This is a genomic window from Maricaulis sp. (genome assembly GCF_048269565.1).
Lineage (GTDB): Bacteria > Pseudomonadota > Alphaproteobacteria > Caulobacterales > Maricaulaceae > Maricaulis.
Window position 1 is genome coordinate 495,981 of record NZ_JBLXIK010000003.1, and the last position, 21,169, is coordinate 517,149.

The window sequence follows — 21,169 nt, forward strand, 5'->3', positions numbered from 1 at the left end:
CCGCGTCAATAACGCAAAGCCGCAAGGCGCAATTTTTGTGCAGAAAAAAGGCCGGGACGATAAATCCCGGCCTTTCATTTCCAATGCGGCCGGAGCCGGAGGCAAGTTAGTGTGCGAGCTGGGACTCGCTGCCATCCGTCGGCGTATTGGCCATACCGGCCAGGGCCGCGGCATCGGACTCGGTCCACTCGACCGGCTCGACCGGCTGGGTCAGGGCGCGGGCCAGGACTTCATCGGCGGTTTCGACCGCGATGATCTCCAGACCCTGTTTCACATTGTCCGGAATTTCGACGAGATCCTTCTCGTTCTCCTTCGGGATCAACACGGTCTTGACGCCGCCACGCAGGGCCGCGAGCAGTTTTTCCTTCAGCCCGCCGATCGGCAGGACATGGCCGCGCAGGGTGATCTCACCCGTCATTGCCAGATCCTTGCGCACCGGAATCCCGGTCAGCACCGAGACGATCGCCGTCATCATGCCGATACCGGCCGATGGACCATCCTTCGGCGTCGCGCCTTCGGGGACGTGGACATGGATGTCCGTGGTGCGGAACACCGTCGGCCGGATACCCATGGAAGGCGCCCGCGACTGCACGAATGAATTCGCCGCCGAGATCGATTCCTTCATCACATCGCGCAGATTGCCGGTGACCGTCATCTTGCCGCGACCGGGCATCTTGACCGCCTCGATCTGCAGCAGATCGCCGCCCGCTTCCGTCCAGGCCAGGCCGGTGACGAGACCGACACGGTCCTCGCGCTCGGATTCACCGAAACGGTATTTGCGGACGCCAGCGAATTCGCCAAGGTTTTCCGGCGTGATATCCACGCGTTCGGCCTTGCCGGTCTGCAGACGGCGCACCGATTTGCGGGCCAGATTGGCCAGTTCGCGCTCAAGATTACGCACGCCGGCTTCCTGGGCATAGTAGCGGATCAGATCGCGCACGGCATCATCAGACACCGACCAGTCGCTGGGCGACAGGGCGTGATTGACCATCTGCTTGGGGATCAAGTGGCGCTTGGCGATCTCGAGCTTTTCATCCTCGGTATACCCGGCGATGCGGATGACTTCCATCCGGTCGAGAAGCGGTTGCGGCAGGTTCAGCGTATTGGCCGTCGTCACGAACATGATATCCGACAGGTCATAATCGACCTCCAGATAGTGATCGTTGAACGTCGCATTCTGTTCCGGGTCGAGCACCTCAAGCAAGGCCGCAGACGGATCGCCGCGATAATCGGCGCCGAGCTTGTCGATTTCGTCGAGCAGGAAAAGTGGATTGCTCGACTTGATCTTCTTCATTGACTGGACGATCCGGCCCGGCATCGAACCGATATAGGTGCGGCGGTGGCCGCGGATTTCGGCCTCGTCACGCACGCCGCCCAGCGACATGCGCACGAAATCGCGCCCCGTCGCCTTGGCAATCGAACGGCCGAGCGAGGTCTTGCCGACGCCCGGAGGCCCGACGAGACACAGGATGGGGCCACGCATCTTCCGGGTGCGCGCCTGGACGGCAAGATGCTCAAGGATGCGTTCCTTGACCTTCTCGAGGCCGTAATGATCCGCATCGAGGATTTCCTCGGCCCGGTTCAGATCGTTCTTGAGGCGCTTGCGCTTGCCCCAGGGCAGCGCCAGGATCCAGTCGAGATAATTGCGCACGACCGTGGCTTCCGCCGACATCGGGCTCATCTGGCGAAGCTTCTTGAATTCAGCCTCGGCCTTGGCGCGGGCTTCCTTCGAGAGCTTGGCCTCGGCGAGACGGTCCTCGAGCTCGGCGAGCTCCTCACGGCTGTCATCGCCCTCACCCAGCTCGCGCTGGATCGCCTTCATCTGCTCGTTGAGATAATATTCGCGCTGGGTCTTTTCCATCTGCCGCTTGACACGGCTGCGGATTTTCTTCTCGACCTGCAAGACGCCGATCTCGCCTTCCATCAGACCGAGAATGCGCTCGAGACGGGCGGCCGCATCGGGCTGTTCCAGCAGCGCCTGTTTTTCCTCGATCTTGACGGCGAGATGGGCCGCGATCGAATCCGACAGCTTGGCCGGATCACTGATCTGGGCCAGCGAGGCCAGTGCCTCGGGCGGCACCTTCTTGTTGAGCTTGACGTAGTCGTCGAACTTGGCCGCAACCGTGCGCATCAGCGCTTCCAGCTCGGCAGGATCGCCGACTTCCTCGGTCATCGGCTCGCAGGTCGCCTCGTAGAAATCCTCATTGGCGGTATAGCCGGTGATCTCGACGCGCACGCCGCCCTCGACCAGGACCTTGACGGTACCGTCGGGCAGTTTGAGCAATTGCAGGACAGAGGCGATCACGCCGGTCGAATGAATGGCGGAACTGGCCGGCTCGTCGTCACCGGCGCTGCGCTGGGTGGCCAGCAGGATCTGCTTGTCTGCGCGCATGACTTCTTCCAGCGCCTTGACCGATTTCTCGCGGCCAACGAACAAGGGAACAATCATGTGCGGGAACACGACAATGTCGCGCAACGGCAGGAGGGGAAGTGTTTTTATCGTGGACATATATGCTCCATGCGCACCCGCTTGCCGGCGCGCCGGGACAGGACAGACGGCCCTGATCCGGTTCGGCCCGACGCCGACGGGTGAAAATTAGTGCAGCCGGGTGGCCGCCTCTTGCATCAACAGGTGGCGATGCGAGGCGTCGACGTCAAGCACCCGTGCGCTTATCGTCCTTGCGTTCGGCATAGATCAGCAATGGCTTGGCATTGCCTTCGACAACTTCCGCGTTGACGACGATCTCTTCGACACCGTCCATCGAAGGCAGGTCGAACATGGTTTCGAGCAGGATGCCCTCCATGATCGACCGCAGCCCGCGGGCACCGGTCTTGCGCATGATCGCACGCTTGGCGATCTGCTTCAGTGCATCCTCGGTGAAGGTCAGGCCGACGCCTTCCATGTCGAACAGGCGCTGATACTGCTTCACCAGGGCGTTCTTCGGCTCGGTCAGGATCTGGACCAGGGCATCCTCATCGAGGTCTTCCAGGGTCGCGATCACCGGCAGACGGCCGACGAATTCCGGGATCAGGCCGAAGCGCAGCAGATCATCCGGCTCGACCATGCGCAGGATATCGCCGGTGCGGCGGACATCAGGCTCGCGCACATCGGCACCGAAGCCGATCGAGGAGCCCTGGCCGCGCTGGGAGATAACCTTGTCGAGACCGGAGAAAGCGCCGCCAACCACGAACAGGATATTGGTGGTATCGACCTGCAGGAATTCCTGTTGCGGATGCTTGCGCCCGCCCTGCGGCGGCACGGAGGCAACCGTGCCTTCCATGATCTTCAGCAAGGCCTGCTGCACGCCCTCACCCGACACGTCGCGAGTGATGGACGGGTTGTCGGACTTGCGCGAGATCTTGTCGATCTCATCGATATAGACGATGCCGCGCTGGGCCCGCTCGACATTGTAGTCGGCGGACTGGAGCAGTTTGAGGACGATATTCTCGACATCCTCACCGACATAGCCGGCTTCGGTCAGCGTCGTCGCATCGGCCATGGTGAAGGGCACATCGAGGATGCGCGCCAGCGTCTGGGCCAGCAACGTCTTACCGCAACCGGTCGGGCCGATCAGCAGGATGTTGGACTTGGCCAGCTCGACATCGGAATTCTGGCCGGCGTGGTTGAGGCGCTTGTAGTGATTGTGCACCGCCACGGCGAGCACGCGCTTGGCATGCGACTGGCCGATCACATAATCGTTCAGGACATCAAAGATCTCCTGGGGCGACGGCACGCCTTCCTTGGATTTCACCAGCGAGGATTTGTTCTCCTCCCGGATGATGTCCATGCACAGTTCAACGCACTCATCGCAGATGAAGACCGTCGGCCCCGCGATCAGCTTGCGAACCTCATGCTGGCTCTTGCCGCAAAAGGAGCAGTACAGCGTGTTCTTGGACTCAGCGTCGCCGCCTGTGGTCTTACTCATGTCCGCTCCATTTCAAGCCCGGCGATCTCGGCGATCGCCGCAATTTATTCGATCCTGCAACATCAGGGCCGAACTTTAGCGAAAGGTTTCCGCGTCTGCTAATTCGACCATATCGTGACAGGCTGGTTCAAGCCAGCCTGCTGTGAAAGATCAGGCTCAGGCCTCCGGATTCTCCGGATCGGCCCGCTTGGCATAGACGTGATCGACCAGGCCGAATTCCTTGCCCTCATCCGCCGACATGAAATTGTCGCGGTCGAGCGCCTGTTCGATCTCGTCATAGGTCCGTCCGGTATGCTTGACGTAAATCTCGTTCAGCCGCCGCTTGATCTTCTGGATATCCGCCGCATGACGTTCGATATCGGAAGCTTGGCCACGGAAGCCGCCGGAGGGCTGGTGCACCATGATCCGCGCATTCGGCGTCGCATAGCGCATGTCCGGGTGACCGGCAGTCAGCAGCAGCGAGCCCATCGAGGCCGCCATGCCCATGCACATCGTCGAGACCGGGCTGCGGATATATTGCATCGTGTCATAGATCGCCAGGCCTGCGGAGACGACGCCGCCGGGCGAATTGATATAGATCGAGATCTCTTTCTTCGGGTGCTCGGATTCGAGGAAGAGCAGCTGGGCCACGATCAGGCTGGCCATGTGGTCCTCGATCGGACCGGTGATGAAGATGATCCGTTCCTTGAGCAGGCGGGAGTAGATGTCGAAGGCGCGTTCGCCCCGGCTGGTCTGCTCCACCACCATCGGAACCAGATTCATCATCACATCCTCGGGATTCTGCATATCAAGCTCCTTGGGCCGTCGTCCCGCCTATATGGGGACGATTCTCTTTACGCGCGAGGTTGGAACTATTGCGGGCGTTGCCGGGACGCGCAAGCCGCAGGCTGCAGCGCGAGGTGCGATGCGCCGGGTATAAAAAAGCGCCGGTGCGAAGCCACACCGGCGCTGTTTTATTCGTCAGGCCCGAGGGATCAGGCGTCTTTCTTGGCGGCCGGCTTCTTCTTCGCCGGGGCCTTCTTGGCCGCAGGCTTGTCATCAGCCTTGGCCGCAGCCTTGGGAGCCGCCTTCTTCTTGGCCGGAGCCTTCTTTTTCGCGGCCGGCTTGGCAGCGGGCGCCTCGTCATCATCGGCATAGAGCGCTTCACGGGTCACCGGAACATCGGTGACATCGGCGAGCTCGAGGATGTAGTCGACGACCTTCTCTTCATAGATCGGCGCGCGAACCTGGGCGACGGCACCCGGATTCTTCTGGTAGAATTCAACCACCTGACGTTCCTGACCCGGATAGCGCATGGCTTCCTGGTTGATCGCGCGGGAGAGTTCTTCCTGGGTCACGTCGAGCTTGTTGCGGTTGCCGATCTCGGCCAGCACCAGGCCGAGGCGCACGCGGCGCTCGGCGATGCCGCGGTATTCAGCCTTCAGCTCGTCTTCGCTCTTGTCCTTGTCTTCGTCCTCGAGATGGCCGTGCTCGATGGCATGGGCCACTTCGCGCCAGATATTCTCGAATTCGGCTTCGAGCATTTTCGGAGGCAGATCGAAATCATGGGCCGCGTCGAGCTGGTCGAGGACGGCGCGCTTCACCTTGAGGCGCGACTGGGCGGCATGCTCACCGGCGAAACGTTTCTTGAGGGCGTCCTTCAGGGCATCGAGATCGGACAGGCCGAGGCGCTTGGCCAGCTCGTCATCGATCTTGGAGTCCTGCGGCGCTTCGACGGCCTTGACGGTGACATCAAAGACAGCCTCTTTGCCGGCCAGATGCTTGGCCTGGTACTCGGCCGGGAAGGTAACGGTGACGGTGCGCTCTTCGCCGGCCTTGGCGCCAACGAGTTGTTCTTCAAAGCCCGGAATGAAGGCGCCATCGCCGAGGCCGACGCGGCTGTCTTCGGCCGAACCACCTTCAAAGGCGACGCCGTCAATCTTGCCGACAAAATCGATCACGACGATATCGCCATTCTCGGCCTTGGCAGCCTTGCCCTTTTTCGGCGCGAATTCGCGGCTCTCATCGGCCAGCTTGGCCAGGGCGTCGTCGACTTCCTCGTCGGAAACCTCGATCACCGGGCGCGAGACCTTCAGCTTGGACGCGTCCGCCGGTTCAAATTCCGGCATGATCTCTAGGCTGATCTCGAACACGAAATCGGATTTGCCGGACGTGACATCCTTGGCATCGCTGACCACATTGATTTCCGGCTGCGAGGCCGGGCGCAGCTTGCGCTCATCAAGGGTCTTCTGGGTGGTCTCGGGCACCAGTTCATTGAGCATGTCGCCCATGATCGATTCGCCGAACATGCGGCGGATATGGCTGGTTGGCACCTTGCCGGGGCGGAAACCCTTCAGGCGGACTTCAGGACGGATCTCCTGGATTTTCGCGTCCAGGCGAGCTTGCAGATCGTCTGCAGCAAAGACGATCTCATAAGTGCGGCTCAAGCCTTCGGCGGCTTTCTCGGTGACGTTCATGGGTTAGCCCTGGCATTGATGTGGAGGCGGACAGGTCCGCAGTAAAATTCGAGCGCGCGTTATGTCACGCCGATTCAAGCCGCGCAACGCTGCGAAGCGGCTTGCCGGTGCCGAACTGCTCTGAAGGAGCGAATTCGCGAGCGGCCAAAGGGTGTCGAGTGCCCGGTGGCGGGGGTGCCCGGCTTCACTCGCCCGGGTGTCGGGCCTGCCGGGCCGAAGCTCGCGCAGCGAGCGCCGAGAAGCGAGGAGCGCATGATGTCCGGGGTGTCCGCCTTCGCTTGTTCTAGCGTTGGGCCTGCCCAGCCGAAGCTCGCGCAGCGAGCGCCGAGAAGCGAGGAGCGCATGATGTCCGGGGTGTCCGCCTTCGCCGAAGGCTACGGCGGGACAGCCTTCGCTTGTTCTAGCGTTGGGCCTGCCCAGCCGAAGCTCGCGCAGCGAGCGAAGGCTGGTGCGGATGGAGGGACTCGAACCCCCACGCCTTGCGGCACTTGGACCTAAACCAAGCGCGTCTACCAGTTCCGCCACATCCGCATATAGCGGCGCGGTGATGCCATGCAGCGATGAGCGGTGCAACCGGGATTTCGGGTGTTGCGACCGGCCGTGATACGACACGCTGACAGGCTTCGCCCCACCCGTGAGGACAGGATAGAAATGACCGAGGAACCCGAACGCACCGGCTTCGACTGGGAGAACCGGTTTGCCGCCGATGACACACCCTGGGAGCGCCAGGAGCTGCATCCGGGCATGCTGGCCTGGATGCGGGCCGGAGAACTGGAACCGGGAAACCGGGTCATCATCCCCGGCTGTGGCCGGTCGCCGGAACTCGCCTTTCTCGCTGGCTGCGGGCTAGATGTAACGGGCGCCGATCTGTCGCCGACCGCCCTCGCCTTCCAGCGCCAGGCACTCGATGCGGCCGGGCTCGATGCGACCCTGCTCGAGGGTGATGTCCTCGCCCACCGTCCCGACAAACCCTATGACCGGGTCTATGAGCAGACTTTCCTGTGCGCCATCCCGCCCCGCCTGCGGGGCGATTACGAGCGTGCCATGTATGACTGGCTGAAACCGGGCGGGCATTTTCTGGCGCTGTTCATGCAAAAGGATGTGCGGGGCGGGCCGCCCTATGGCTGTGCGCTGGATGCGATGCATGACCTTTTCCCCGCCGAGCGCTGGATCTGGCCCGATGATGACAGCTTCATCGCCTGGCCCCACCCCGACCTGAACGGCAAACCGGAACTGGCCGGCGTCCTGGTGCGGCGCTAGGAGGCATCCCCGGCGTCCGCGACCGGCGTCGGCGCCATCTTGCGCGCCTTGCCGTGCTTCGCCGTCATCGGCGCGCGGGTCAGGACATAGAGGCCGGCCAGCGTACCGGCAGCGATATTGGCGAAGGCCACGCCCCAGATCACACCCTGCGGTGCATCAAGCCAATACGAGCCGAGCAGAACGCCGGGCACCATCAGCCCCAGCGCGCGGCCGGCGGTGATCGCCATGCCATGGCCGGGACGGCCGAGACCGTTGAAACCGGCGCTGGCGGCGATGGTGATGCCATAGCCTGCAATCGTCAGCGGCACGATGCGCCAGTAGAAGATCGCCGTCGCCTGCCCCGCCTCGCTGGGCAGGAAAGCGCCAGCCAGCAGACCGGCACACAACCACAACACAATGGCGATCGCCAGGCTCCAGCCGATGCAGAACAGGAAGCTGGAGCGGAAGGCTTCGCGCACCCGGTCGAGCCGGTCGCCGCCGCCATTCTGACCGGTGACAGCGCCGATACTCGCCGAGAGCGCAAACAGCGGCACGATGGCAAAGGCCTCGATGCGGCCCGCAACGCCAAGTGCGGCAACGGCGGCATCGCCGAAGCGCGCCATCGCCAGCCCGCTCATCGCGACGGTCATGGCGATCGGGTTGAAGATGTTGGAGATGCTGGCCGGCAGTCCGACGCGGGCGATATCGCCCCAGTGATGCCAGACCTCGCCGAGATCGCTCCAGCCGAAATCGATCAGTTTTTCCCTGAACACCAGATACCAGCCAACCATCGCAAAAGTCAGGGCGTTGGCGGCGACCGTTGCCAGCGCCGCACCGGACACGCCCCAGCCCAGGCCGGGAAACAGGCCGAAGACGTCGTCGAGAATGAAGATCGGGTCGAGAATCAGATTGAACACCGCCGCGGCGATCATCATCAGGCTCGGCACAATCGCATTGCCCAGCGCGCGCAGGATATTGCTCGCCACCATCGGCCCGACGATCAGCACAATGCCGCCAAACCAGACCGTCATGTAGTCGACGACATGCGGCAGCATGGTCGCGCTGGCGCCCAGTCCGCGGAAGATCGGTTCGACAAAGATGATGCCGAGCGCCGAAACCGCCCCGACCGACAGCAGGGACAGGGTCATGGCGTCCGTGGCGATACGCGGGATCGAGCTGGCATCCTTGCGGCCGGCGGCGCGCGAAACGGCCGAGACGGCCCCGGCGCCCAGGCCGATCGAGACGCTCATCACCAGCATGGTGACCGGAAAGCTCATCTGCACTGCGGCCTGCTGGGCCGTGCCCAGGGTTCCGACCCAATAGGTATCGACAATCCCCACCAGCATCATGGCGAGGATGCCGAAACTCATCGGTACGAGCATGCGCAGGATATGCCCGAAGACCGGACCCTGCGTCATGTCGTGTGCTGTCCGTCCGGCCATGTGTCACCCTTCCAGCGCGCAGGCGATGTTAGATAGAGAATGCCCGGCCTGTCTGCACCCGGCTGAAGTCACTTCAGCGTGAATAGCGGCTATGCGGCGGGCTTGTTGAGATCATAGGCGGCGATGCTCGCGAGGTTGACGATATCGGTCACCGAGGCGCCGAGCCGGGCAATCTGGACCGGTTTTTCAAGCCCCACCAGCATGGGCCCGATCACTGTTGCACCGCCCGCCGCCTTGAGCAGACGCACCGCGATCGAGGCGGAATGCACCGCCGGCATGATCAGGATGTTCGCGGCCTCGGTCAGACGTGAGAACGGATAGAGTTCGTGGTGCTCCGGATCGAGGGCGATATCGGCCGCCATCTCGCCCTCATACTCGAAGTCGACCCCGAGCCCGTCAAGAATGCGCACGGCGTGCTGGATCTTTTCCGAACGCTCACCCGGCGGATTGCCGAAGCTGGAATAGGACAGGAAAGCCAGATGCGGCGTCATGCCGAGGCGGCGCGAGGAATTGGCCGTCGCGATGGCGATCTCGGCCAGCGCCTGGGCGTCGGGAAATTCGGTGACACTGATATCGCCGATGATCAGGGTGCGCCCGCGCGACACGGCAGCTGCAATGCCGACAGCGCGGCCGCCCTCGGCCGGCTCCAGCGCCAGCTTCACATCCCGCATCACCACGTTGGAATGGCGCGTCACGCCGGTGACCATGCCGTCAGCCTGGCCCATTTTGAGCATGCAGGCAGAGAAGACATTGCGGTCATTATTGACCAGGCGCTGGACATCACGGCGTAGGTAACCCTTGCGCTGCAGGCGTCCGTACAGGAAGTCGGCATAGTCCGAATTATGCTCCGACAGGCGGGCATTGCAGATTTCCAGAGACCCGGCGGGAATACCGAGCTCGCGCATATTGCCAAGCGCAACGTCCTCGCGGGCCACCAGGATCGCCCGGCCCAGACCCTGGGACTGGAAGGCGTGCGCGGCGCGGATCACCGACGGTTCCTCGCCCTCGGCAAAGACGATGGTCTTCTGTTCCGCCTGAATCGAGGCGGCGACCCGCTGTTGCAGCGCCGCCGTCGGGTCGAGCCGCCGGGCCAGCGTATGAGTGTAGTTGACGCCTTCCGCGAAGGGCAGACGGGCAACCCCGCTCTCGACCGCCGCCTTGGCGACGAAGGGCGGCACCCAGGAGATCAGACGCGGATCAAACGGCGAGGGAATGATGTAATTGCGCCCGTATTGCAGCCGCTCGCCCTTATAGGCGATCGCGACCTCGTCGGGCACGTCCTCGCGCGCCAGCGCCGCGAGTGCACGGGCGGCGGCGATCTTCATCTCCTCATTGATGGTACGGGCACGGACATCGAGCGCACCCCGGAAGATGTAGGGGAAGCCGAGGACATTGTTGACCTGGTTGGGATAGTCCGAGCGACCGGTGGCCATGATGACATCGTCGCGGACGGACTTGACCTCTTCCGGCGTGATTTCCGGCGTTGGATTGGCCATCGCGAAGACAATCGGGTCGGGCGCCAGGCTGGCAATGATCTGCTTGGTGAACACGCCCCCGGCCGAAAGCCCCAGCAGGACATCGGCGCCGGCGGCCGCTTCGGCCAGCGTGCGGGCCCCGGTCTTGACCGCGTGCTTGGCGAGGCGCTCGTGCAGGTCTTCGCGGCCTTCATAAACCACGCCCTCGATATCGACGACGATGGTGTTTTCCTTGCGCACGCCGATCGATTCGATCAGTTCGAGCACCGAGAGGCCGGCAGCCCCGGCACCGCACAGCACAACCTTGATATCCTCCAGCTTGCGGCCAGTGATATCGCAGGCATTGATCAGGCCGGCGGTGGCGATGATCGCGGTGCCGTGCTGGTCATCATGGAAGACCGGAATATCGAGCATTTCGCGCAGGCGGCGTTCGATCTCGAAACATTCCGGTGACTTGATATCTTCCAGATTGATGCCGCCAAACGTGTCGCCAAAGCCGCGCACACAGGCGATGAACTCGTCCGGATCGGTATAGTCGATCTGGACGTCCACCGCGTCGATATCGGCAAAGCGCTTGAACAGGACCGCCTTGCCTTCCATCACCGGTTTCGAGGCGCGCGGGCCGAGATTGCCAAGGCCGAGGATGGCGGTGCCATTGGAGACGACGGCAACCATATTACCCTTGGAGGTGTAATCGTAGACCGCGTCCGGATCCGCCGCGATGGCCCGCACCGGCGCCGCAACGCCCGGCGAATAGGCCAGGGCCAGGTCGCGCTGGGTCGACATCGGCTTGGTCGAGGCGATCGCCAGCTTGCCCGGCGTCGGCTTGTTGTGGAAAACGAGTGCGTCGATATCGAGCTGGCTGTCGGCGTTGTAAGGGGTATCTGAAGGCATGGTGCAACCTTGTGGAGGGCGTGGTCCGAACATGACCTGACACGCGCCGCGCGCCAAGCCCGCGATCTGTATTATTGACCGGGCGACGGCCCCGCCTGCAGCAGCCGCGCGAGCGCCCGCTGGCGTCTCTGCCCGGCCGCCTGTGCCTGCAGCACCTGCGGCAACACGCCGGCCAGGTCCTCGGCAATCAACCCGCCGCCGAGCCGCCGGGCGGCATCGCCATGCAGCCAAGCCCCGGCGCAGGCCGCCTTGAAGGCCGGCAGCGACTGCGCCAGCAAACCGCCGATGATCCCGGCGAGAACATCACCGCTTCCCGCCGTCGCCAGGGCGGGACAGGCATGGCGGTTGACCACCGGCATCTCGCCCTCCGCCGCGATGACGGTATCGGCCCCCTTGAGCAGGACCACACAGCCGGCCAGACGCGCCGACTCGACGGTCGCCTCGATGCGGTTGGTGGACCGCGCCAGCAGTCCCGGAAAAACGCGTTCAAACTCGCCGGTGTGCGGCGTGATGACATCCTGCGGCCGCAGCCGCGCCAGCAGGGTTTGCGGTTCCGACTCAAAACTGGTCAGCGCGTCGGCATCGAGCAGCACGGGCGCCGGCTGTTGCAAGGCTTCAAGGACAGCGCGGCGCGTGGTCTCGCCCACGCCCGCCGCGGGTCCGATCACCGCCGCTGTCGCGCGCAATCCGGACAGGAATTCTCCGGTATCCGCGTTGGCATCCCAGCGCTTGAGCATCACCGCCGTCAGCGCCGAGGCATTGACCAGCAGCGCCGAGGCCGGGCTGGCCAGGGTCACCAGGCCCGCCCCCATGCGCAGCCCCGCCAGCGCCGACATCCGCGCCGCGCCGGTCGAGCTGGCGCCGCCGGAAAACACCACCAGACGGCCGCGCTGATGCTTGTGCGTTCCCGCATCCGGTATCGGCAGCCTGTCGCGCCACAGGTCCGGCGCGTTGATCCGTGCCACCGGGTGGGCGACCTCGCGCCAGCCATCGGGAATGCCGATATCGGCGATCACCACCTCACCGCACAATGAGGCGGCCGGTTCGAGGCAATGCGCCGGCTTGCGGCAGTGAAAGCTGACCGTGAGATCGGCGCGAAAGCTGACGCCGCCGGTTTCAGGCCGGTCGCCCTGGATGCCGCTGGGCAGGTCGACGGCCACCAGCGGCACGTCACTTTGGGCCAGCTGTGTTGCCAGGCCGACGGCAACGCCATCGAGCGGCCGGGACAGGCCGGCACCGAACAGGGCGTCGACGATCAGGCCGGCATCGCCCGGCGATTCGGGCGTCAGCGCCTCGACCGGGCCATCCCAGATCGAGAAGGCGTGCGCCGCATCGCCGCGCAGCTGCGCCGCCTCGCCCAGCAGCGCGATCCGCACCGGCCAGCCGGCCTGGCGCAGGATGCGGCCGCAGACGAAGCCATCGCCGCCATTATTCCCAGGACCACACAAAATCAGCGTCTTGCGCGGGGCCCATCGGGCGCGGATCGCTTGCGCGACGGCGCGTCCCGCAGCCTCCATCAACACTGGCCCGGGCACACCATGGGCGGCCGCATGTCGGTCGCAGGCACCGCAATCCGCGGTCTTGAGCACGTCGAGAGGCATCATCGCTCCATTGTGCGGCACAACTGCCCGATTGTGAGGCATTTGTGAGCGGGAACATTATCGCGGATCATTTGGCGGTTGTAAGCTCGCAGTCCATCACTAGCCTCAAATCAGGATTTCGGAGTCGGCCATGAAGAAAATCGAAGCCATCATCAAACCGTTCAAGCTTGATGACGTGAAGGAAGCCCTGCAGGAAATCGGTGTGCAAGGCCTGACGGTCATCGAGGCGAAGGGATTTGGTCGCCAGAAGGGTCACACCGAACTCTATCGCGGCGCCGAGTACGTCGTCGACTTCCTGCCGAAGATCAAGATCGAGCTGGTTTTGCCCGCCGACCGGGTCGAGGCCGCCATTGAAGCCATTCAGACCGCGGCCCAGACCGGCCGGATCGGCGATGGCAAGATCTTCGTCAGCCCGATCGAACGAGTCATCCGCATCAGAACCGGCGAAACCGGCCTCGACGCGCTCTAGTCCATCCTTCTCTGCCGCCCAGCAAATTCGGAGCCTGGCCCATGTCCAACAAAATTCTCAAGAAACTGCATGACGAAGACATCAAGTATGTCGACCTGCGCTTCACCGACCCGCGCGGCCAGCTGCAACATGTCACCTTCGACCGTTCCGAAGTGAATGAGGACTTTTTCGAAGACGGCGTGATGTTCGATGGCTCCTCGATTGCCGGCTGGAAGGCGATCAATGAGTCGGACATGATCCTCAAGCCTGATACGGACGCCATGTTCATGGACCCGTTCTATCAGCAGCCGACCATGATCATGCTTTGCGACATTCTCGAGCCCGGCACGGGCAAGGGCTATAATCGCGACCCACGCACCACGGCCAAGCGGGCCGAGGCTTTCCTGACCTCCACCGGCATCGGCGACACCGCCTATCTCGGGCCGGAAGCGGAGTTCTTCGTGTTCGACGATGTCCGCTACAATACCAGCCAGAGCGAGACCGGCTATTCCATCGACAGCGAGGAAATGCCGAAGAATACCGGCCGCCAGTATGAAGGCGGCAATATGGGTCACCGTCCAGGTCCCAAGGGCGGCTATTTCCCGGTCAATCCGGTCGATAGCGGCCAGGACATGCGCTCCGAAATGCTTGCCGTGATGGAAGAGCTCGGTCTGAAGCCCGAGAAACACCACCACGAGGTCGCCCCGGCCCAGCACGAACTCGGCATGAAGTTCGACACGCTGACCACCATGGCCGACCGCATGCAGATGTATAAGTACACGGTCAAGATGGTGGCCCATGCCTATGGCAAGACCGCGACCTTCATGCCCAAGCCAATGTGGAACGACAATGGCACCGGCATGCATGTGCACCAGTCGATCTGGAAGAATGGCAATCCCGTCTTCGCCGGCGATCAATATGCCGACCTGTCGGAAACCTGCCTGCACTATATCGGCGGCATCATCAAACATGCCCGCGCCATCAATGCCTTCGCCAATGCCTCGACCAATAGCTACAAGCGACTGGTCCCCGGCTTCGAAGCCCCGGTCCTGCTGGCCTATTCGGCCCGCAACCGCTCCGCCTCGATCCGCATCCCCTGGGTGAACTCGCCCAAGGCCAAGCGCCTTGAAACCCGCTTCCCGGATCCCGCCGGCAATCCCTACCTCACCTTCTCGGCCCTGCTGATGGCCGGCCTCGACGGGATCGAGAACCGGATCCATCCCGGCGATCCGATGGACAAGGACCTCTATGACCTGCCACCGCAGGAATTGCAGGACATCCCGACCGTCTGCCGCTCGCTGCGTGAAGCCCTCGAATCCCTTGATGCCGACCGCGAATTCCTCAAGAAGGGCGGCGTCATGGATGACGACCAGATCGACGCCTATATCGAGCTGAAGCTGGAAGAAGTGCTCCGTTTCGAAATGCACCCGCACCCGGTTGAATTCGACATGTATTACTCATGCTGACCGGGCCTTGCCGCCCCCAGCACGCGAACTGAATGCACGGCCGGGAGCAATCCCGGCCGTGACTGTATGAGTTTACACATTCAGAACGGTCGACGAGCCGTCTTGCATTCGCTACAAATCGGATTGAGTTCGCCGAACCGTTTTCGGCCATCATGATCAGGAGTCGGTATGCGTCGCCGTTTTATGTTCGCCAGCGCCCTTGTAACGCTGAGTGTTGCAGCCCCTGCCGCCTTTGCGGATCGCGAAGTGGACTCGGAAATCACCGATCCGATCTTCACCTCGACGGCCGGCGATGGCGGGGTGGCGGACAATGTGGTGATCTCCAGCTCGGGCCGCGTCACGCTGACCACAGTCACCGACCCGGCATTGACTCTCGACAGCGACAATTCAGTCACCAATAGCGGCTCCATCTCGGTCACGACCGATGATGATGGTGGTGTCGGCGTCCATATTCTCGGCGGCAATACCGGCACTTTCACCAATTCGGGCTCGATCCAGGTCGTCTCTGACACCCTGCCGACGGATGAGGATGAAGACGGCGATCTCGACGGGGACACCGCGACCGGCGGCAACCGCGTTGCAGTGCTCGTCGATGGCGCCGCGGTCTTTACCGGCGACATCCTGTTCACCTCTTCAAGCTCCATCGTCGTACGCGGCAATGACTCGGCCGGCATCCGGATCCTGACCAATCTCGACGGCGACTTCTCCAATAGCGGCGCCCTGAGCATCATCGGCGACGACTCGGTCGGGATTGATGTCCAGGACGATATTTCCGGCGACGTGGTCCTTGGCGGCTCGGTTACGGCGACGGGCGAGGATTCGATCGCTGTCAGCCTGAACGGCGATATCGGCGGGCGCCTGCTGGTCAGCGGTGCCGTGTCCTCGAATGCCTACCGTTTTTCCGGTGTGCTGACGGACGAATTCCTCGAGGAATACGAACTCACGCTCGATGACGAGGACGACAATATTTCCGGCTCGGCAATTGTCATCAGCGGCAGTGTCGCCGAGGGCCTGCTGGTCAATGGCCCGATTGCCGACAATGAAGACACCGCACTGAACGAATCCACCGTCATCGCGGCCACCGTGTCCAGCCGCGGCAGCGCGCCGGCGATGCACATCGTGGCAAACACCCACGATATCGTGCTGGGTGAGGTCGTCATTCCGGCCATTCCCGATGATCCGGACACCACGGATGTCGACGAGAGCGAACCGCAGCAATTGCTCGGCTACAGCTTCGTCAATCGTGGCGGTATCGGCGCGACCGGTGATCTCGACGGCATCGACACGACCGGCCTGCGCATTGATGGCACTGGCGGTTTCACCACCACGCTGTCGGAAGGCATGCTCAATCTGGGCTCGATCGCGACCACGACCTATGGCACGACGGCCAAGCCGGCCGTTGGCACCACCTTCGCCATCGGCGAAGGTGCGATTATCCCGGTGCTCAACAATTCAGGCGCCCTGCGCGCGACCTCGGTCGGTATCGGAGGCACCGCGCGTGCGCTGGTCATCGAGGCCGGCGGTTCTATGCCCTCCCTGATCAATCATGGCGATCTCGCCGCGATCAGCACCGGTGGCGGCAGCGTCATTGCCGTGCGCGATTTCTCCGGCACGCTGACCTCGGTTGCGAATACGGGCACCATCCGCGCCCTTTATGGCGAGCCGGATGAGGACGTTACAGCCGTGCCTTACGAGTCGGTCGCACTCGACCTGCAAATGGCCTCCGCCGCCACGCTCGTGCACCAGTATCTCTCGGCCGATGCCGCAGACGACGCCGTGGTCTCGATCATCGGCGATATCCTGTTTGGCGACTTCGACGATACCCTTCGGGTCGAGACCGGATCGGTGACCGGCGATGTGAGCTTTGGTGCCGGCGCCGACAACCTGATCATCAGCGGCGATGCAATCGTGTCCGGCGCCCTGAGCGATGCTGATGGCGATCTCGCAATCAGCGTCGACAATGGCCAGCTGACGCTCGCTGCCACAACCGATGCGACGATCCGCGAAGCGCGTTTCGGCGACGGTTCGGTCCTGCGCTTCCAGGTCAACCACGAAACCAATATCGCAGCATCCCTCAACGCCACCGGCACCGTCACCTTTGAATCCGGATCGCGCATCTCCTCGGCCCTGACCAATCTGATCGGCGAAGGTGCGACCTTTGTTGTGCTCACCGCCGACAGCCTGGTGATCGAGGAAGCGCTGGACCTCCTGCAGGACACCACGGCGCCCTATCTCTACGAGGCGGCGCTGAATTTTGATCCGAACAATTCCAACGCCCTCACCCTGACACTGCAGCGCCGCACGGCGGAACAGCTGGGCATGAATGCCAACCAGGCCGCCGCCTATGAGGCCAGCTATGCCGGTTGGCAGGGCAATGCCGACCTCGGCGCGGCGATCGCCTCGCTGACGACCGGGAGCGAATTCTTCCAGGCCTATGACCAGTTGTTGCCGGAATATGCCTCCAGCGCGATCCAGTTTGCGCTGGCCACCAATGACAGCGCCGTCGGCGCCCTCGCCAACCGGCTCGACGCCGTCCGGCGCAGCCCGGACAATACCGGCGGTCTGTGGGTGCAGGAATTCGGCTATTATGCTGACCGTGCCGGCACGTCCTTCGGTCCGGGCTATCGCGGCCACGGCCTCGGCCTCGCCATCGGATACGACCAGCCCTTTGGCCCCTTCGATGCCGTCGGCATCAACTTCGTGGGTTCCGCGAGCGAGATTTCCGAAGTCGACGGCTTTGACGATCCGATGTCGGCTGTCTCCGGCCAGCTTGGCGTCTATGCCGGTTCGCAGTTCGGCGGGCTCTCCGTCGATTTCTACGGCGCCGCCGGCTATGACAGTTTCGAGCACAACCGCCGCGTCCTGATCGGCAGCTATGACGTGTCGCCAACGGCGAGCTGGAGCGGCTACCACATTGCCGGTTCGGCCCGTATCGGTCGCGACTTCACCGCCGGGAACTACTATTTCCGCCCGTCGGCCTCGATCGATTATCTCGGCCTGTATGAAGGCTCCTACACCGAAACCGGTGGCGGATCCGGCGTCGATCTTTATGTCGATGCCCGCGATTCCAGCAGCTTCTCCAGCACCGCCCTGCTGACCTTCGGCGCCCGTTATGCAGGAGGCGACAGCTGGTGGTCACCGCATGTCGAGGCCGGTTTCCGCAATGAGTTCAGCAATGGCGAGACCGAAACCGAGGCCCAATTCGTCGGCTATGACGACACCTTCACCCTGCGCTCGCAGCAGATGCCGGGTACGGGCTTCATCTTTGGCTTCGGCATCGCGGCCGGCTCGGGCTATTCGGTCTTCTCCTTCGATTATGATGCCGACCTGCGTGAGGATTTCATCCGTCACACGGCCCGTATCGTCATGCGGATGGTGTTCTAGCCGCCGCCCCTGACCGGCAAGACTCGATTAACCCTGTAGGGCCAGACTGCGCGGCATGAAACGCGCCGTCCTCATCCTCTGTCTGGCCCTGACCGGGCTTGCGGCCTGCACGACGCCTACGCCGTCGCAGACCGCCGATGTCTGCCTGATCCTCGAGGACAACCGCTCCTGGTGGCGCGCCATCCAGCGCACCGAGCGCCGCTGGGGCGTTCCGCCCGGCGTGCAACTGGCCATTCTCAAGCGAGAGTCCAGTTTCAACGCCAATGCCCGGCCGGCCCGCAATCGCCTGTTCGGCATCATTCCCGGCCGCCGCCCGTCGAGTGCCTATGGCTATGCCCAGGCGCTGGACGGCACCTGGGACTGGTATCGCGAGGACACCGGGCGCGGCGGCGCCAATCGCAATAATTTTGGCGATGCCGTTGATTTCGTCGGCTGGTATGCCGCCAAGAGCCGGCAATTGTCCGGTATCGAGTCCTCCAATGCGCGCGATCTCTACCTCGCCTATCATGAGGGGCATGGCGGCTTTAATCGCGGCACCTATCGCTCCAAGCGCTGGCTGGTGAATGTCGCCGCCGATGTCGCCCGCGATGCGCAACGCTATCAAACGCAGATCAATGGCTGTGAACGCCGGCTTTCCCACCGCTTTTGGCTGTTTTGAATCTCCCCTAGCGCGTCCGACTCGGGCATGCTGGGGTGATGTCATCACCAAGCTCGCAATCCGACCTGTTCTCGTCCTCGCCTGCGCCCATCCCTGATGCGACGCCGCCGGCGGGCTATTCCGCCGCCCAGATCGAGGTCCTCGAAGGGCTTGAGGCCGTGCGCCGCCGTCCCGGCATGTATATCGGCGGCACCGACGAGCGCGCCTACCACCATCTCTTCGCCGAAATCCTCGACAATTCGATGGACGAGGCCGTGGCCGGCTGGGCCGACCGGATCGAGGTCTCCCTTGATGAGGACGGCTATATCACCGTCACCGATAATGGCCGCGGCATCCCGGTCGATCCGCACCCGAAATTCCCCGACAAGTCGGCGCTGGAGGTTGTGCTGACCGTCCTGCATGCCGGCGGCAAGTTCTCCGACAAGGCCTACAAGACTTCCGGCGGCCTGCACGGCGTCGGCATCTCGGTCGTCAACGCCCTGTCCTCGGTGCTCGAGGTCGAGGTGGCGCGCGAGAAGGTGTTGTGGTCGCAAAGCTATTCGCGCGGCCTGCCGCAAGGCCCGATCGTGCGCGTCGGCGCGACCGCCAATCGCCGCGGCACCCGGATCCGCTTCCTGCCCGATACCGAGATCTTCGGCGACAAGATGAAGGTCAGCCCGGCGCGCATCTATGCGATGGCGCGCTCGAAGGCCTTCCTGCGCCGCGGCGTCAAGATTTTGTGGCGCTGCCCGCAATCGATGGTCGAAGGTACCGACATCCCCGCCGAGACAATCCTGTGCTTCCCGGGCGGCCTGGCTGACCGGCTGGCCGAGATGACCGGCAAGTCGGCGCTGGTCACCACCGAGGCCTTTACCGGCAAGGTCGAGCGCCCCGGCGATGGCGGCGGTGTCGAGTGGGCGATGGCCTGGTCGAGCAATGGTTTCGGCAGCGAGGCCGACGGGTTTTGCCAGACCTATTGCAACACGGTTCCCACCCCGCAGGGCGGCACGCATGAACAGGGCTTCCGCGCCGCGATCACCAAGGGTCTGCGCGCCTATGCCGATCACAGCCACGCCAAGAAAGCCGCCCTCATCACCCCCGATGATGTCATGGGCGGCGGCGGGTCGCTGGTCTCGGTCTTCATCGGCGAACCGGAATTCCAGGGCCAGACCAAGGAGCGCCTCGCCTCGCCGGAAGCGGCCAAACTGGTCGAGGCCGCCGTGCGCGACCAGTTCGACCACTGGCTCGCCGGCTCGCCCAAGGAAGCCACCAAGCTGGTGGAATGGGCGATCGAGCGCGCCGAGGACCGGCTGCGCCGGCGCAAGGAGAAGACCGTCAAGCGCCAATCGGCCTCGCGCCGCCTGCGCCTGCCCGGCAAGCTGGCCGATTGCTCGCGCGCCGATGCCGATGGCACCGAGCTCTTCCTGGTCGAGGGCGATTCCGCCGGCGGATCGGCCAAACAGGCGCGCAATCGCAAGACACAAGCCATCCTGCCCCTGCGCGGCAAGATCATCAATGTCGTCTCCTCGGCCAGCGACAAGGTCGCGGCCAATCAGGAGATCAGCGATCTGCAACTGGCGCTGGGCTGCCAGACCGGCTCGAAATTCAAGCTCGAGGACCTGCGCTATCAGCGCATCGTCATCATGACCGATGCCGATGTCGACGGCGCCCATATCGCGGCGCTGCTGATCACCTTCTTCTACACGGCCATGCCCGAGCTGATCCATGCCGGCCGGCTCTATCTCGCCCAGCCACCGCTGTTCCGACTGACCCAGGGCAGCCACACGCTCTATGCCCGCGACGAGGTTCATCGCGACCAGCTGTTGCGCGACGAGTTCAAGGGCTCTTCCAAGGTCGATATCGGCCGCTTCAAGGGCCTCGGCGAAATGACCCCGGCACAGCTCAAAGCCACCACGATGGACCCCGGCGTGCGCACCCTGGCCCGCGTCATCATCCCCGAGGATGGCCTGCCCACGGTCGACGCGCTGGTGGAAACCCTGATGGGCAAGAAGCCGGAATTGCGCTTTGCCTATATCCAGGAACATGCCCCGGAAATCAGCACGCTGGATATCTGATCCTGCACGAAAATCTCCACGCGGCTCGCCGCTGGAGGTTTGAGTGGTTCCTCCCCGATTTGGGAGGTGTGCGGGACGCCGGCGAATGCCGGTTTGCGCAGTTAAATAGTTGAGACATCCGTGACG

The 21,169-nt window shown here is 63.4% G+C and carries 13 protein-coding genes and 1 tRNA gene; 6 read left to right on the forward strand and 8 right to left on the reverse strand.

Going from position 1 to position 21,169, the window contains the following annotated elements:
- Positions 1-106: 106 nt before the first annotated feature.
- From lon to ACN0YL_RS09205, 5 genes are all read right to left on the reverse strand, one after another.
- Complete coding sequence (gene lon, locus ACN0YL_RS09185) at positions 107-2,509, reverse strand: endopeptidase La (protein ID WP_417497770.1); 2,403 nt, start codon at positions 2,507-2,509, stop codon at positions 107-109.
- A 145-nt stretch (positions 2,510-2,654) separates the two neighbouring features.
- A complete protein-coding gene (gene clpX / locus ACN0YL_RS09190; protein WP_417468025.1) occupies positions 2,655-3,926 on the reverse strand; it encodes an ATP-dependent Clp protease ATP-binding subunit ClpX in 1,272 nt (423 codons plus the stop codon).
- 156 nt (positions 3,927-4,082) lie between these two features.
- Positions 4,083-4,712 carry an ATP-dependent Clp protease proteolytic subunit gene (locus ACN0YL_RS09195; protein WP_417468023.1) on the reverse strand — a complete coding sequence of 210 codons (630 nt, stop codon included), beginning with the start codon at positions 4,710-4,712 and terminating at the stop codon, positions 4,083-4,085.
- Between the two features lie 188 nt (positions 4,713-4,900).
- On the reverse strand, positions 4,901-6,382 hold the full coding sequence (tig, locus tag ACN0YL_RS09200) for a trigger factor (RefSeq protein WP_417497771.1): 1,482 nt from the start codon (positions 6,380-6,382) through the stop codon (positions 4,901-4,903).
- A gap of 446 nt (positions 6,383-6,828) precedes the next feature.
- Positions 6,829-6,913: transfer RNA gene (locus ACN0YL_RS09205), tRNA-Leu, on the reverse strand.
- Positions 6,914-7,033: 120 nt separating this feature from the next.
- Between ACN0YL_RS09205 and ACN0YL_RS09210 the strand changes: the two genes are divergently transcribed.
- Positions 7,034-7,642, forward strand: coding sequence for a methyltransferase domain-containing protein (locus ACN0YL_RS09210; RefSeq protein WP_417497772.1), 609 nt, complete (start codon positions 7,034-7,036; stop codon positions 7,640-7,642).
- Here ACN0YL_RS09210 and ACN0YL_RS09215 read toward each other — a convergent pair.
- The 3 genes from ACN0YL_RS09215 to ACN0YL_RS09225 form a co-directional block, all read right to left on the reverse strand.
- Positions 7,639-9,063 carry an MATE family efflux transporter gene (locus tag ACN0YL_RS09215; RefSeq protein WP_417497773.1) on the reverse strand — a complete coding sequence of 475 codons (1,425 nt, stop codon included), beginning with the start codon at positions 9,061-9,063 and terminating at the stop codon, positions 7,639-7,641. The genes ACN0YL_RS09210 and ACN0YL_RS09215 overlap by 4 nt on opposite strands.
- 89 nt (positions 9,064-9,152) lie before the next feature.
- Positions 9,153-11,432, reverse strand: coding sequence for an NADP-dependent malic enzyme (locus ACN0YL_RS09220; protein ID WP_417497774.1), 2,280 nt, complete (start codon positions 11,430-11,432; stop codon positions 9,153-9,155).
- A gap of 71 nt (positions 11,433-11,503) precedes the next feature.
- Positions 11,504-13,036, reverse strand: a complete 1,533-nt coding sequence (locus tag ACN0YL_RS09225) for an NAD(P)H-hydrate dehydratase (protein ID WP_417497775.1) — start codon at positions 13,034-13,036, stop codon at positions 11,504-11,506.
- Positions 13,037-13,163: 127 nt separating this feature from the next.
- On the opposite strand from ACN0YL_RS09225, the gene ACN0YL_RS09230 reads away from it, so the two are divergent.
- The 5 genes from ACN0YL_RS09230 to parE all read left to right on the forward strand — a co-directional run bounded on the left by ACN0YL_RS09230 (position 13,164) and on the right by parE (position 21,043).
- Complete coding sequence (locus ACN0YL_RS09230) at positions 13,164-13,502, forward strand: P-II family nitrogen regulator (RefSeq protein WP_417468013.1); 339 nt, start codon at positions 13,164-13,166, stop codon at positions 13,500-13,502.
- Between the two features lie 41 nt (positions 13,503-13,543).
- Complete coding sequence (glnA, locus tag ACN0YL_RS09235; RefSeq protein ID WP_417492247.1) at positions 13,544-14,947, forward strand: type I glutamate--ammonia ligase; 1,404 nt, start codon at positions 13,544-13,546, stop codon at positions 14,945-14,947.
- A 168-nt stretch (positions 14,948-15,115) separates the two neighbouring features.
- Complete coding sequence (locus ACN0YL_RS09240) at positions 15,116-18,331, forward strand: autotransporter outer membrane beta-barrel domain-containing protein (protein WP_417497776.1); 3,216 nt, start codon at positions 15,116-15,118, stop codon at positions 18,329-18,331.
- Positions 18,332-18,386: 55 nt separating this feature from the next.
- On the forward strand, positions 18,387-18,989 hold the full coding sequence (locus tag ACN0YL_RS09245) for a hypothetical protein (protein WP_417468009.1): 603 nt from the start codon (positions 18,387-18,389) through the stop codon (positions 18,987-18,989).
- Positions 18,990-19,027: 38 nt separating this feature from the next.
- A complete protein-coding gene (parE, locus tag ACN0YL_RS09250; protein ID WP_417497777.1) occupies positions 19,028-21,043 on the forward strand; it encodes a DNA topoisomerase IV subunit B in 2,016 nt (671 codons plus the stop codon).
- The last annotated feature ends 126 nt before the right edge of the window (positions 21,044-21,169 follow it).